This window comes from Stenotrophomonas hibiscicola ATCC 19867, from assembly GCF_000382065.1.
GTDB lineage: Bacteria > Pseudomonadota > Gammaproteobacteria > Xanthomonadales > Xanthomonadaceae > Stenotrophomonas > Stenotrophomonas hibiscicola.
In genome coordinates, this window is record NZ_KB907502.1 from 292,402 (window position 1) to 305,880 (window position 13,479).

Here is a 13,479-nt window from a genome sequence, read left to right on the forward strand (position 1 = left end):
CCGACCGGTGGGCGTTGTCGTTTCCGGGCCCCGGCCGTGCCGACAGCTCGCGGCCAACTGTCGAAGGCGGGGGCGGTCCGAACCCCGCTTTGCCGCTGCTCCGGCCTGTGCGGGCGCAGGGCAGCAGCCCTGCCGCCCCCTCACCCCCCTATTTGACGCGTCGCGCAATAATGCGCTAATGTACTAACGCGCTATTACATTGATGCATGGAAACGACCCCGTGAAAGCCCGTCCCGACATTGCCGCCAAAGACCCCGGGGCCGACCTGGAAGCCCTGGCCCGGGCCTTCGCCGCCCTGCGCGAGCCGGAACAGGTCGAGGCCTTCCTGCGCGATCTGTGCACCCCCGCTGAGCTGGAAGCCATGGCCGACCGCTGGAAAGTGGTGCCGCTGCTGCAGCAGGGCGTGCCGTACCGCGAGATCCACGAGCGCACTGGCGTCAGCGTGACCACCACCGGACGGGTGGCGCGCACGCTCGAGCATGGCCATCGAGGCTATGCCGCTGCCATCGACCGCCTTGCTTCGCGCTGATCCGCGCCCCGTTCCGAACTTCGAGACCTCCCCATGAGTGCAACCCAGGCAGCGCCGGCACGCGACCGGCTGCGTATCGCCATCCAGAAGAGTGGCCGGCTGGCCGAGCCCGCCCGCAACCTGCTCAGTGCCTGTGGCCTGAGCTGGCGCGAGAGCCGCGACAAGCTGTTCTGCTACGGCGAATCGCTGCCGGTGGACCTGCTACTGGTGCGCGACGACGACATCCCGGGCCTGATCGCCGACGGCGTCTGCGACCTCGGTATCGTCGGCCGCAACGAGCTGGACGAGCAGGCTGCGGCACGTCGCCAGAGCGGCCTGCCGGATGCCTACCAGGCACTGCGCGGGCTGGGCTTTGGCCAGTGCCGGCTGATGCTGGCGGTACCCGAGGAGTGGCAGTGGCAGGGACCGGCGCAGCTGGCCGGTACCTGCATCGCCACCAGCTACCCGGCCATCCTCAAGCAGTGGCTGGCCGAGCAGAACGTGGATGCAGAGGTGGTCGAGCTGTCCGGTTCGGTGGAGATCGCGCCACGCCTCGGTACCGCCGACCTGATCTGCGACCTGGTCTCCAGCGGCGCCACGCTGCGCGCCAACCAGTTGACCCCGGTGCACAACCTGCTCGACAGCGAGGCGGTGCTGGCCGGTGCGGTGCGCGTGCCGGATGATGCGCGTGCATCGCTGCGCGCGATGCTGCTGCGCCGTCTCGACGGCGTGGTGCAGCGCCAGGACCGCAAGCTGCTGATGTTCCGCGCCAGCGAGGATCGCGTCGACGCGCTGGCGCAGCTGCTGGCCGATGCCGAGCCGCTGGTGCGGCTGCCGGCCGATGGCGGCGCACTGCGCCTGCAGACCATGTGCCCGGGCCCGCTGAGCTGGCAGCGCATGGAAGAACTCGAGCGCGCCGGCGCGCAGGGCCTGATGGTGTTGAGCGTGGAGCGGTCGCTGGCATGAACCGTCTGACCTGGTCCCGACTTGATGAAACCGCGCGCCGCGCCGCGCTGACCCGCCCGGTGCAGACCGTGGCGCAGCAGACCCGCGACGCGGTGGCTGCGTTGATCGCGCAGGTGCGTGCGCAGGGCGACGACGCGCTGCGTGCGATCACCGCGCGTTTCGATGGTGTCGAGCTCTCGTCCTTTGAGGTGAGCGAAGCCGAATTCGCCGCTGCCGAAGCCGCCGTGCCCGCCGAACTGCGCCAGGCCATGGTGGACGCCGCCGAGCGCATCGCCCGCTTCCACGCCGCCGGCATGGGCAAGGGATACGCGGTGGAGACCGCGCCGGGGGTGGTCTGCGAACGCATGCTGCGTCCGATCGGACGGGTAGGGCTGTACGTACCGGCAGGCAGTGCGCCGTTGCCGTCCACCGCGTTGATGCTGGGCGTGCCGGCGCAACTAGCTGGTTGCCCGCAGGTGGTGCTGTGCACGCCGCCGCGCGCCGACAGCACGGCTGATCCGGCGGTGCTGGTGGCCGCTCGGCTGACCGGCGTGCGGCGCGTGTTCAAGCTGGGCGGCGCGCAGGCGATCGCCGCGATGGCCTATGGCACCGCCAGCGTTCCGGCCTGCGACAAGCTGTTCGGGCCCGGCAACAGCTTCGTGACCGAAGCCAAGCAGCAGGTCGCGCAGGATGGCGCCGCCGCCATCGACATGCCGGCCGGTCCCTCCGAAGTGCTGGTGATTGCCGATGCTGGTGCCAATCCGGCGTTCGTCGCCGCCGACCTGCTGTCGCAGGCCGAGCACGGCCCGGATTCACAGGTGCTGCTGCTGACCGACGATGCCGCGATGCTGGCCGCGGTCGAAGTCGAGGTGGAGCGCCAGGTGGTCTTGTTGCCGCGCCAGCAGATCGCGCGCCAGGCCTTGTCGGCCTCGCGGTTGATCCAGGTCGATTCGCTGGACGAAGCCTTCGCGATCAGCAACCGCTATGCGCCGGAGCACCTGATCCTGGCACTGCGTGATCCGCGCGCGTGGCTGGACAAGGTGCAGGCGGCCGGCTCGGTGTTCCTGGGGGATTACACGCCCGAAGCACTGGGCGACTACTGCAGTGGCACCAATCACGTGCTGCCGACCGCCGGTGCGGCGCGTGCCTACAGTGGCGTCAGCGTCGCCAGCTTCCAGAACCTGATCAGCGTGCAGAGCGCCAGTGCCGCCGGCCTGGCCGCGATCGGCGGCTGCGCGCGCATCATCGCCAGCGCCGAAGGCCTGGATGCGCATGAGCGTGCGGTCGCAGTGCGCATGGAGGTGGCAGCATGAGCACGGCGATCGATGACGTGCTGGCCCTTGTGCGCCCCGATCTGCAGGCCTTCGCTGGCTACAGTTCGGCGCGCAGCGCGGCGGTGCAGGGCGAGGTCTGGTTGAACGCCAACGAGTCGGCATGGGCCAATCCGGCAGACGCCGCCGGCAGCAGCCGTCGCTATCCCGAACCGCAGCCGTTGGCATTGCGTGAGGGACTGGCGGCGCTGTACGGCGTGACGCCACAGCAGCTGCTGATCGGTCGCGGCAGCGACGAAGCCATTGATCTGCTGGTGCGCGCGCTGTGCGTGCCGGGCCGCGATGGCGTGCTGGTCACGCCGCCGGTGTTCGGCATGTACGCCGTCTGCGCACGCCTGCAGGGCGCCGCATTGATTGAAGTGCCGCTGGTGGACAGCGAGGATGGCCTGCGCGCCGACCTGGATGCGGTGATCGACACCGCCAGGGCACGCAATGCCAGGCTGGTGTTCCTGTGCGCACCGTCGAACCCCGCCGGCAGTGATATCGCCCTGGTCGAGGTCGAACGGGTGGCGGTTGCGTTGCGCGGACAGGCATTGGTCGTGGTGGACGAGGCGTATGTGGAATACGCGCAGCGCCCGTCGGCGACCACGTTGTTGGCCGCGCACGCCAACGTGGCGGTGCTGCGCACGCTGTCGAAGGCCCATGCACTCGCCGCCGCACGCATTGGCAGCCTGATCGCCGCCCCCGAGCTGATTGCCGTGCTGCGCCGCTGCCAGGCGCCGTACCCGGTGCCGACCCCGTGCGCCGAGCTGGCCGTGCAGGCACTGCAACCCGAAGCGCTGGCACGCACCGCCGAACGCGTGGCCACGGTCATCGCCGAACGCGAGCGCCTGCGAACGGCACTGGCCAGCCTGCCCGGTGTACGCCGGGTGTACGCCTCGTCCGGCAACTACCTGCTGGTCCGCTTCGCCGATGCGCAGGCGGCGTTCGACACGTTGCTGAATGTCGGTGTGGTGGTGCGCGACCAGCGCGCCGCGCCGCAGCTGGACGATGCATTGCGCATCAGCATCGGCAGTCCCGCAGAGAATGACCGCGTGCTTGCGGCCCTGTCGGCGCGGAGGGCCGCAGCATGACCCCGATCCTGTTCATCGATCGCGACGGCACCCTCATCGAGGAGCCGGCCGACTTCCAGATCGATGCCTACGAGAAGCTGCGCTTCGTGCCGCAGGTGATCCCGGCGCTGCTGAAACTGCGGGATGCCGGCTACGAGTTCGTGATCGTCACCAACCAGGACGGCCTCGGCAGCGACAGCTACCCGCGCGCCAGCTTCGATGGCCCCAACGACCTGATGCTGCAGATCTTCGAGAGCCAGGGCATCACCTTCCGTGATGTGCTGATCGACTGCAGCTGGCCGCAGGACAATGCGCCGACCCGCAAGCCGGGCATCGGACTGATGACGGCTTATCTGCAGGACCGCAGCATCGACTGGGCGCGTTCGGGCATGGTCGGCGATCGCATCACCGACCTGCAGTTTGCCGACAACCTCAACATCCGCGGTTTCCAGTTGCGCACCGCGCAGTTCGGTGGTCAGTGGGACTGGCCGGGCATTGCCCACGCGCTGGCCGACGCACCGCGCACCGCCGTGGTCCAGCGCAATACGAAAGAAACGAAGATCCGCGTGGAACTGGACCTGGACCGTGCCGCTGATGCACGCATCTCCACCGGCCTGCCGTTCTTCGACCACATGCTGGAACAGATCGGCAAGCATGGCGGCTTCGCGCTGGACATACAGGCCGAGGGTGACCTGCACATCGACGAGCACCACACCATCGAGGACACCGGGCTGGCCCTGGGCCAGGCCCTGCGCGAAGCACTAGGCAACAAGCGCGGCATCGGTCGCTACGGTTTCACCCTGCCGATGGACGAGACGCTGGCCAGCGCCGCACTGGATTTCAGCGGCCGCCCGTACTTCGTGTTCGAAGGTGAGTTCAAGCGTGAGCGCGTGGGCGATATGCCGACCGAGCTGGTGCCGCATTTCTTCCGTTCGCTGTGCGATGCCAGCGGCCTGAACCTCAACCTGCAGGTGCGCGGCGACAACGATCACCACAAGGTCGAGGCCTGCTTCAAGGCGCTGGCGCGTGCGCTGCGTCCGGCGTTGGCCCGGCAGGGCACCGCGCTGCCTTCCACCAAGGGGGCGTTGTGAGCGACGTCGCGCTGATCGATGCCGGCGGTGCCAACCTGGGCTCGGTGCGCTATGCACTGGAGCGTCTGGGTGCGACGGTGCGGCTGGTGCGCGATGCGGACGGCCTGATCGGCGCGCAGCGGGTGATCCTGCCCGGTGTCGGCGCCGCCGGTCCCGGCATGCAGCGCCTGCACGCTCAGGGCCTGGTGGAACCGCTGCAGCAACTGGAGGTGCCGTTGATGGGTATCTGCCTGGGCATGCAGCTGCTGTTCGAGCGCTCCGAGGAAGCGGGTGTGGAGACACTGGGCCTGATTCCCGGCGTGGTGCGCAAGCTGGTGCCGGCCTGCGGCATCCGGGTGCCGCACATGGGCTGGAACCGCCTGCTGCCACTGCGCGAATCGCTGCTGCTGCGCGGTGTGCCGGAGCGCGCCAGCGCCTACTTCGTGCACAGCTATGCGGCACCACTCAATACCCACACTGTCGCTGCCTGCGACCACGGTGGCCTGTTCACCGCCGTGGTGGAGCAGGGGCGTTACTACGGCGCACAGTTCCACCCCGAGCGCTCCGGCGAGACCGGCTCGCTGATGCTGCGCAACTTCCTCGAGGGCACGGCTGCATGAGTTTCATCGTTTACCCCGCGCTGGATATCCGTGATGGCCGCGTGGTGCGGCTGCGCCAGGGCGACTACGCGCAGGAAACCTCGTATGGCGACGACGCCCTGCCGCGCGCGCAGGCCTTTGCTGCGCAGGGCGCGCAGTGGATGCATCTGGTCGACCTGGACGCTGCGCGTGCCGGTGGCTACACCCTTGCGCCGCTGCTCGCGTCGATCCGTGCGCAGACGCCGCTGCAGGTGCAGACCGGCGGTGGCGTGCGCGGTCGGGACGACGTGGCGCGCATCCTTAATGCTGGCGCCTGCCGCGTGGTGGTCGGTTCGCTGGCGGTGCGCCGCCCCGATGAAGTGGTCGGCTGGCTGGAGGAATTCGGCGCCGAGCGCATCACGATTGCGCTGGACGCGCGCCAGGACGCACAGGGGCAGTGGCAGCTGCCTGTGCACGGCTGGACCGAGAACGCCGGGGTGACCCTGGATGACCTTGCCCAGCGCTACGCGAGCGCTGGCATGCGCCACCTCTTGTGCACCGACATCGCCCGCGACGGCATGCTGGCCGGGCCCAACATCAGTCTCTACCAGCACCTGTCGGCGCTGCTGCCGGGCGTGGCGGTGCAGGCGTCCGGCGGCATCCGTGACGTGGCCGACGTTGCCGAAGCGCGAAGTGCGGGTTGCGGCGGTGCGATCCTCGGCAAGGCGCTGCTGGAACAGCGCATGGACCTGGCGGAGGCGCTCGCATGTTGAGCCGCCGCATCATTCCCTGCCTTGACGTGCGCGATGGCCGGGTGGTCAAGGGTGTGCGCTTCCGCGACCACGTCGACATGGGCGACATCGCCGAGTTGGCGCAGCGCTATCGCGACCAGGGCGCCGACGAGCTGGTGTTCTATGACATCGGCGCCAGCCCCGAGGCGCGTTCGGTCGACGTTACCTGGATCGAGCGCATCGCGCGGCTGATCGACATTCCGTTCTGCGTGGCCGGTGGCATCGACAGTGTGGAAACCGCGCGTCGCGTGTTGTTCGCCGGTGCCGACAAGGTGTCGATCAATTCGCCGGCGCTGGGCCGGCCGGAGCTGATCACCGAGCTGGCGGACGAGTTCGGCGTGCAGTGCGTGGTGGTGGGGGTCGATTCGGTGCGCGAGGCCGACGGGCAATGGCGGGTGCGTCGTTTCAGCGGCGATCCGGACAAGACCCAGGCGGTGCCGCTGCGCACCCTGGACTGGATTGTCGAGGCGCAACGGCGGGGCGCCGGTGAGATCGTGCTGAACTGCATGGACAGCGATGGCGTGCGCCGTGGCTACGATGTCGTGCAACTGCAACAGGCGCGGGCACTGTGCCAGGTACCGTTGATCGCCTCTGGCGGTGCCGGCGCGATGGAGCACTTTGCCGAAGCCTTCGACCAGGCCGACGTCGACGGCGCGCTGGCGGCCAGTGTGTTCCACAGCGGTGCCATCGCCATTCCGGAATTGAAGCGCTACCTGCGCGGACAGCAGATCGAGGTGCGGGATGTCTATTGAAGTCAGGCCGTCGTTGGGCGCATTGCAGGCGCTGGACTGGAGCAAGGGCGACGGCCTGCTGCCGGCCGTGGTTCAGGATGCCGACACCCTGCAGGTGCTGATGCTGGGCTATGTCAGCGCCGAATCGCTGGCGGCCACGCTGGCCATCGGCCACATGACCTTCTTCAGCCGCAGCAAGCAGCGGTTGTGGACCAAGGGCGAGCAGTCCGGCAACGTGCTGGTGGTGCAGTCGATCAGCGTCGACTGCGATGCCGATACTTTGCTGGTGATGGCACGGCCGGCGGGGCCAACCTGCCACACCGGTGCAGAGAGCTGCTTTGACCAGGCGCCGAAGGATTTCCTGGGCGGGCTGGGCCAGCTCGTGGCGATGCGTGAGGCGCAACGGCCGCCGGGCAGCTACACCACCAGCCTGTTCGAGGGCGGCATCCGCCGTATCGCGCAGAAGGTGGGCGAGGAGGGCGTGGAGACCGCATTGGCCGCCGTGGCGCAGGATGACGAGGCATTGCTGGGCGAGGCGTCGGACCTGCTGTACCACCTGCTGGTGCTGCTGCGCGCGCGCGGTCTGTCGCTGGATGATGCGCGCGCGGTGCTGGAAAAACGCCATCGTTGAAGTGCGGTAGTGCCGGCCGCTGGCCGGCAAGCCTTGGATGTCCGACGATCAGGAGGTTGCCGGCCAGCGGCCGGCACGACCCGCCGGCAATGCAGCCGAGCGTGGCTCGGCTCTACAATACCGCGTCTCATTCTGCCGGATGCCTCTCCCATGAAACTGCCTGCCGCCTGGCTGTGCTGCCTGTTGCTGACCTCGCCGGCCTGGGCTGCGGACACCGTGGTCAGCGGCAAGGTGTATCTGGAGCGTGACGGCAAGCCTGGCCGCGGTGCGACCGATCCGGGCCTGGCCGGGGTGCAGGTTTCCAACGGCGAGATCATCGTAAAGACTGCCGCTGACGGCAGCTACAGCCTGCCGGTGCGCGACGGCCAGACCGTGTTCGTGATCAAGCCTGATGCGTATTCCTTCCCGAAAGCGGCCGACGGCCTGCCTTCGTTCTGGCGGCACTATCGCCCGAACGGTTCGCCGGCGTTGAAGTACGGCGGCATCGCCGCGACCAGCGACGTCACCCGCAACTGGGATTTCGCCCTGCAGTCGGATCGCCATGACAGTCGGCGCGGCTTCCAGATGCTGGTGTTCACCGACTCCCAGACCGCGAGCCTGAAGGACATCGGCTACTACCAGCAGTCGATCGTGGCGCCGCTGGTCGGCCAGACCAAGGCGCGCATGGGCACCACCCTGGGTGACATCGTCAACGATGACTTGACTCTCTACCCGGCGATCAACAAGGTCACCACCGGACTTGGCGTGCCGTGGTTCCATGTGCCGGGCAACCACGACCTCGATTTCGATGCGGCCAGCGACGAACACTCGCTGGATAGCTGGCGCAACATCTACGGTCCGGACACCTACGCGGCGGAAGAGGGCGGCGCCAGTTTCGTGTTCCTGGACGACGTGGTGTACGACCCCAAGGCCAGGCCGAAGTACATCGGCGGCCTGCGCGAAGACCAGTTCGCCTTCCTCGCCAGCTACCTGAAGGGCCTGCACAAGGATCGCCTGCTGGTGCTGGGCATGCACATCCCGCTGTTCGACGCGGCGCCGGGGCGCGAGACCTTCCGCCATGCCGACCGCCAGCGCCTGTTCGACCTGCTCAAGGACTTCCGCAACGTGCTCGTGCTCAGCGGCCACAGCCACACCCAGCAGCACGTCTACCACGGCAAGGCCGACGGCTGGAACGGCGACAAACCGCTGCACGAATACAACGTGGGTGCCAACTGCGGTGCGTTCTGGTCGGGGGTGAAGGATGCCGCAGGCGTGCCGGACAGCACCATGAGTGATGGCACGCCGAAGGGCTACGCATTGCTCGACGTGGCCGGCAACGGCAGCTATCGCCTGCAGTACCGCGTGGCCGGCAAGCCGGCCAGCGAGCAGATCGGCCTGCATGCGCCGAAAGTGCTGCGCCAGGGGGCTTACCCGGCGTGGGGCATCTATGCCAACGTCTACATGGGTGAGGATGCCAGCGTGGTTGAGTACCGCGTTGATGGCGGCGCTTGGCAGCCGATGAAGCAGGTCAGCCAGCCCGACCCGCGCCTGATGGTGGAGAACGTGGCCGACGATCTGGCTGACAGCCTGCGTGGCTACGACCGCTCGCCGGAGGCCACCGCGTCGCCGCACCTGTGGCGTGGCGCGCTGCCGACCGACCTGGCCGTGGGCAGCCACAAGGTCGAGGTACGCTCCACCCAGCCCGATGGCGCGGTGTTCACCGCCACCACCCGCTACAGCCTGCAGACGGCCCAGCCCTGACACGCCGCAAGGCCTCTCCAGCGAAAGGACCCTGCATGGATATCCGCTTCATGGCCGGCACCACGCCGGTGACCCTGAGCCGCCACTGGTTCACCGGCGCGATGCTGCTGCAGAGCGCCACCGAGAAGGTCTGGGTGCAGCATCCGCTGCATCCGGGCACGCACTTCTCCTTCTCGCTGGTACAGTCGTGGCGGCGCCACATCGCCGGCCACGAAGTGCTGGTCGAGCGCACCCGGCCGCTGCTGTTTGCCGGCTTCCGCCCGCAGCGGCTGCGCGTGCTGGTGGATGGCGTGCAGGTGGCCGAACAGGAAGGCATGTAGGCCAACCTGAACCGCCGGCGCGCTAGGCAAAGCCGCCCCGATGCCTGAGAATCGAGGCGATTCAATCGATCCAAGCAGGCCAGGCCAGCGTGACCATCGCAGCAGCGTCCACGGTTTCCACCGACTCCGCCCGCGGCGGTCTTCCGCGCAGTCTCGTTGTCGCCGATGTCGGCGGCACTTTCGCCCGTTTGGCGCTGGCTGAAGCGCAACCCGGCCACGCACCACGGCTGGGCAACCACCGCACCTATGCCTGCGCCGAGCACCCCAGCCTGGCGGCGATCCTTGCTGATTTCACCGCTGGCCTCGGCCAGCCGGTGCATACCGCGGTGGTCGCCATCGCCGGCCTGCTCGATGGCGACGTGCTGATCAATTCCAATCTGCCGTGGACGGTCTCGCTGTCGACCACCCGCGCGCAGTCCGGGCTGCATGAGCTGCAGTTGATCAATGATTTCGAAGCGGTGGCGCTGGCCATCCCCTATCTGCAGCCGGATACGCTGGTGCCGCTGAACGGCGATGCTGACCCGGCGCAGGCGTTCCCGGCGCTGGTGCTGGGCGCCGGTACCGGCCTGGGCGCGGCACTGCGTTTCGCCGATGGCGAGCGCCCGGTGCTGGCCAGCGAGATCGGCCATGCCGCGCTCGGCGCCGGCAACGCGCTGGAACTGCAGGTGCTGGGCAAACTGCTGCAGCGCTGGGCGCACGTGGACAACGAGCGCGTGCTGTCCGGCAGTGGCCTGATGAACCTGTACCCGTGCCTGTGCGAGCTGCGCGGCGTCATCCCGGTGTGGACCAGTACCGAAGCACTGATCGGTGCCGCCCGCAGCGGTGCAGACGCGCTGGCGGTGGAGACGCTGCAGGTGTTCTGCGCCTGGTTGGGCAGCCTGGCCGGCGACGCAGCGATCGCCGTCGGTGCACGCTCGGTGTACCTGGCCGGGGGCATTTCCGCGCATGTGCAGGATTTCCTGGCCGATGGCCGCTTCCGTGAGCGCTTCCTCAACAAGGGCGTGCTGACCGAGGTGCTGCGCCAGGTACCGGTGTGGCGCGTGGAGCATGGCCAGCTGGGCGTGCTCGGTGCAGCGGTCTGGCACGCCGCACGACAGCCCACGCACGACTGATCGGCATGACCGGCATCGTGCCGGCCGTGCATTGCAGACTGGGAGGGGAAGATGGTGGATCGCAGGCAGTTCCTGCAGGCCGGTGCACTGGCTGCAGGCATGGCGGCTTTGCCGGGCGTGCAGGCGCGCACGCAGGGTGGGGCCAAGGTGGTTTCGACCTGGGACTTCGGCGTGCCGGCCAACCAGGCCGCATGGAAGGTGCTGTCGCAGGGCGGCAGCGCGCTGGATGCGGTGGAAGCGGGCGCACGCTGGGCCGAGAGCGAGCTGTGCAACCCCACCGTCGGCCATTGCGGCAACCCCGATCGCGACGGCGTGCTCAGCCTGGACGCGAGCATCATGGATGGCGATGGCCGTTGTGGCGCGGTGGCCGCGCTGGTGGACATCCTGCATCCGGTGTCGGTAGCCCGCAAAGTGATGGAAAACAGCCCGCATGTTTTGCTGGTGGGCGAGGGCGCGCAGCAGTTCGCGGTGCAGCAGGGTTTCGAGCGCAGGCACCTGCTGACGCCGCAGGCCGAAGCGGCCTGGCGCGAGTGGCTGAAGACCGAGAAATACCAGCCGCAGATCAATGCCGAGCGCCGTGGCATTCCTGGCAACAGCGACAACCACGACACCATCGGCATGCTGGCGCTGGATGCCCGCGGTAACCTGGCCGGCGCCTGCACCACCAGCGGCATGGCCTGGAAACTGCACGGCCGGGTCGGCGACAGCCCGATCATCGGTGCCGGCCTGTATGTCGACAACGAAGTGGGTGCGGCCACTGCTTCGGGCGTGGGCGAGGAGATGATCCGCAACGCCGCCTCGTTCCTGGTGGTCGAGCTGATGCGCCAGGGGCGCTCGCCGGCGCAGGCCTGCCGCGAAGCGATCGACCGTGTGGTGCGCAAGCGGCCGGAGGCGAGCAAGACCCTGCAGGTGTGCTTCCTGGCCATGAACAAGCAGGGCGAGGTCGGCGCCTACGCGCTGCATCGTGGCTTCGTCTATGCGGTGTGCGATGCGCAGCGCCAGGATGACCTGCGTGACTCGCCGTCGATCTACACGAGCTCCCAGGCGTGAGTACGCGGCGGACCCTGGAGATCGCCAGCAACTCGCTGGCCTCGGCGCTGGCCGCGCAGGCCGGCGGCGCCGACCGCATCGAGCTGTTCGACAACCTGGCTGAGGGCGGCACCACGCCGTCCTTCGCCAGCATCGCGATTGCCCGCGAACGCCTGTCGATTCCGCTGTTCGTGCTGGTGCGGCCACGCCCGGGCGACTTCCACTACGACGCGCTGGAAACCGAACTGATGCTGCGTGACATCGCGCAGTGCCGCGCGCTGGGCTGCGATGGCGTGGTGATCGGTGCGCTGGACGTGCAGGGCGGCATCGACCTGGCGCTGTGCCGGGAACTGGTGCAGGCCGCCGGGCCGTTGCAGGTGACCTTCCATCGCGCCTTCGATGCGGCCCGCGACCTGCCGGCAGCGCTGGAACAGGTGATCGGGCTGGGCTGCCAGCGCGTGCTGACCTCGGGCGGGCAGGTCAGCGCCGAGGCCGGTGCCGAAGTGCTGGCGGGCCTGGTGACCAAGGCGAAGGGACGCATCAGTGTGATGGCCGGCGCGGGGCTGGGCCCGGCCAATATCGCCGCCGTTGCGCGACGGACCGGCTGCACCGAACTGCACGCCTCAGCCAAGGGCCTGCGCCGGTCGGTGATGCAGTTCCAGAACCCGGCGCTGCGCGGGCTGGACCCGGACTGGAGCCAGACCGCCACCGCCACTGTTGCCGCGCTGCGGCAGGCGCTGGACGGCGCAAGGTAGCCCGCTTCTTCTGTAGAGCCGAGCCCACGCTCGGCTGCTCTTTGGGCCCCGGGGTCGGATCCCTTCGCAGAATGGCTCCGACCCCGGGCCTGCCCATCGTTGCGGCCGAAGAAGTGACGCTTACAGCACGTTCGAACGGCTGGGGCGGCAGGCCAAGTCGTTGAAATGGATACGCTGGTGCGCCGTCGCATGGCGGCGCAGTCGATGATTGCCGATAGTGGTTCATACCGTCGTTCGCCAACGAATTCCCGCATGTTTCGACTGTTCCTGCTGCTTGTCTGCGTGGTGCCAGCCATTGCCATCGGCGCACGTGAAGGGCATGCACCGGAGTGGGTGCGGGAGGTGACTGCCGACAAGGACCTGCAGGTTGACCCCGAAATGGTTGGTGTGAGGCTTGAGCCAACCGCGCGGGGCGCGTTCCTCGACACGCGCGTACATCGGATCGGGGAGAAGCGCTTTCGCGCGCTGTATCAGGTGTTCGATTCAAACGCTTCCAACCCGATGGGACGTTGTGGCGCTGGGCGCGAGATCCATCTGTTCGTCTACGAATTGACCCTGCCGAAGCCCATTGAGCGCGGCAGGGTGTTGATCAGCAGCTGCCTTGAAACCCTGTCTCTGGTGAGCCAGAACTCAGGGCGATCCAACAGTGAATCCGACTTTTCCTCGGTCATCTGGCAGGGGGACGGGTTCTCCATCGAGTGGTGGGGTATCGGACCCGGAGGCGATACGTCGAGCCACTACGCGCTCCGAAATGACCGCTTCGTCCCGACTCGATCGGGTGAGGGGAATCGCTGAGGGCGGACAAAACCGTTCCGCGCGCGGTTGTCGTGATCGTGTCACTACTTCGTGCGCCGTTCTCTCAGCGATGTGTCGCAACTATTTGATT

At 68.2% G+C, this 13,479-nt stretch carries 15 protein-coding genes; all 15 read left to right on the forward strand.

The annotated features are described in order from the left end of the window. The first annotated feature begins 220 nt into the window (after positions 1-220). The 15 genes from G370_RS0115450 to G370_RS1000000121780 all read left to right on the forward strand — a co-directional run bounded on the left by G370_RS0115450 (position 221) and on the right by G370_RS1000000121780 (position 13,388). Entirely contained in the window at positions 221-529 is a 309-nt protein-coding gene (locus G370_RS0115450) for a YerC/YecD family TrpR-related protein (RefSeq protein ID WP_195670308.1), read from the forward strand. 33 nt (positions 530-562) lie between these two features. Further along, a complete protein-coding gene (gene hisG, locus G370_RS0115455; RefSeq protein WP_019661413.1) occupies positions 563-1,474 on the forward strand; it encodes an ATP phosphoribosyltransferase in 912 nt (303 codons plus the stop codon). Further along, the gene (gene hisD, locus G370_RS0115460; RefSeq protein WP_019661414.1) at positions 1,471-2,766 is read left to right on the forward strand and encodes a histidinol dehydrogenase; all 1,296 of its coding nucleotides are present in this window, start codon (positions 1,471-1,473) and stop codon (positions 2,764-2,766) included. Before hisG ends, hisD begins: the two co-directional genes overlap by 4 nt. Further along, a complete protein-coding gene (hisC, locus tag G370_RS0115465; protein WP_019661415.1) occupies positions 2,763-3,857 on the forward strand; it encodes a histidinol-phosphate transaminase in 1,095 nt (364 codons plus the stop codon). The genes hisD and hisC overlap by 4 nt, the downstream gene beginning before the upstream one ends. Next, positions 3,854-4,927 carry a bifunctional histidinol-phosphatase/imidazoleglycerol-phosphate dehydratase HisB gene (hisB, locus tag G370_RS0115470; RefSeq protein WP_019661416.1) on the forward strand — a complete coding sequence of 358 codons (1,074 nt, stop codon included), beginning with the start codon at positions 3,854-3,856 and terminating at the stop codon, positions 4,925-4,927. The genes hisC and hisB overlap by 4 nt, the downstream gene beginning before the upstream one ends. Further along, entirely contained in the window at positions 4,924-5,526 is a 603-nt protein-coding gene (gene hisH / locus G370_RS0115475) for an imidazole glycerol phosphate synthase subunit HisH (protein WP_019661417.1), read from the forward strand. Before hisB ends, hisH begins: the two co-directional genes overlap by 4 nt. Next, positions 5,523-6,257: a 1-(5-phosphoribosyl)-5-[(5-phosphoribosylamino)methylideneamino]imidazole-4-carboxamide isomerase gene (hisA, locus tag G370_RS0115480; protein ID WP_019661418.1), complete on the forward strand. Its 735-nt coding sequence runs from the start codon at positions 5,523-5,525 to the stop codon at positions 6,255-6,257. The genes hisH and hisA overlap by 4 nt, the downstream gene beginning before the upstream one ends. After that, on the forward strand, positions 6,251-7,027 hold the full coding sequence (hisF, locus tag G370_RS0115485; RefSeq protein ID WP_019661419.1) for an imidazole glycerol phosphate synthase subunit HisF: 777 nt from the start codon (positions 6,251-6,253) through the stop codon (positions 7,025-7,027). Before hisA ends, hisF begins: the two co-directional genes overlap by 7 nt. Next, positions 7,017-7,637, forward strand: a complete 621-nt coding sequence (hisIE, locus tag G370_RS0115490; protein ID WP_019661420.1) for a bifunctional phosphoribosyl-AMP cyclohydrolase/phosphoribosyl-ATP diphosphatase HisIE — start codon at positions 7,017-7,019, stop codon at positions 7,635-7,637. The genes hisF and hisIE overlap by 11 nt, the downstream gene beginning before the upstream one ends. A gap of 150 nt (positions 7,638-7,787) precedes the next feature. Next, complete coding sequence (locus G370_RS0115495; RefSeq protein ID WP_019661421.1) at positions 7,788-9,377, forward strand: calcineurin-like phosphoesterase C-terminal domain-containing protein; 1,590 nt, start codon at positions 7,788-7,790, stop codon at positions 9,375-9,377. A 35-nt stretch (positions 9,378-9,412) separates the two neighbouring features. Then, positions 9,413-9,697: a hypothetical protein gene (locus tag G370_RS0115500; RefSeq protein ID WP_019661422.1), complete on the forward strand. Its 285-nt coding sequence runs from the start codon at positions 9,413-9,415 to the stop codon at positions 9,695-9,697. A gap of 89 nt (positions 9,698-9,786) precedes the next feature. Continuing rightward, positions 9,787-10,809, forward strand: a complete 1,023-nt coding sequence (locus G370_RS0115505; protein ID WP_019661423.1) for a glucokinase — start codon at positions 9,787-9,789, stop codon at positions 10,807-10,809. A 51-nt stretch (positions 10,810-10,860) separates the two neighbouring features. Beyond that, positions 10,861-11,859 (forward strand): glycosylasparaginase, encoded by a 999-nt coding sequence (locus tag G370_RS0115510; RefSeq protein WP_019661424.1) that lies wholly within the window; start codon positions 10,861-10,863, stop codon positions 11,857-11,859. Then, on the forward strand, positions 11,856-12,593 hold the full coding sequence (locus G370_RS0115515; RefSeq protein ID WP_019661425.1) for a copper homeostasis protein CutC: 738 nt from the start codon (positions 11,856-11,858) through the stop codon (positions 12,591-12,593). The genes G370_RS0115510 and G370_RS0115515 overlap by 4 nt, the downstream gene beginning before the upstream one ends. 165 nt (positions 12,594-12,758) lie before the next feature. Then, the gene (locus G370_RS1000000121780; protein WP_195670309.1) at positions 12,759-13,388 is read left to right on the forward strand and encodes a hypothetical protein; all 630 of its coding nucleotides are present in this window, start codon (positions 12,759-12,761) and stop codon (positions 13,386-13,388) included. Positions 13,389-13,479 lie beyond the last annotated feature (91 nt).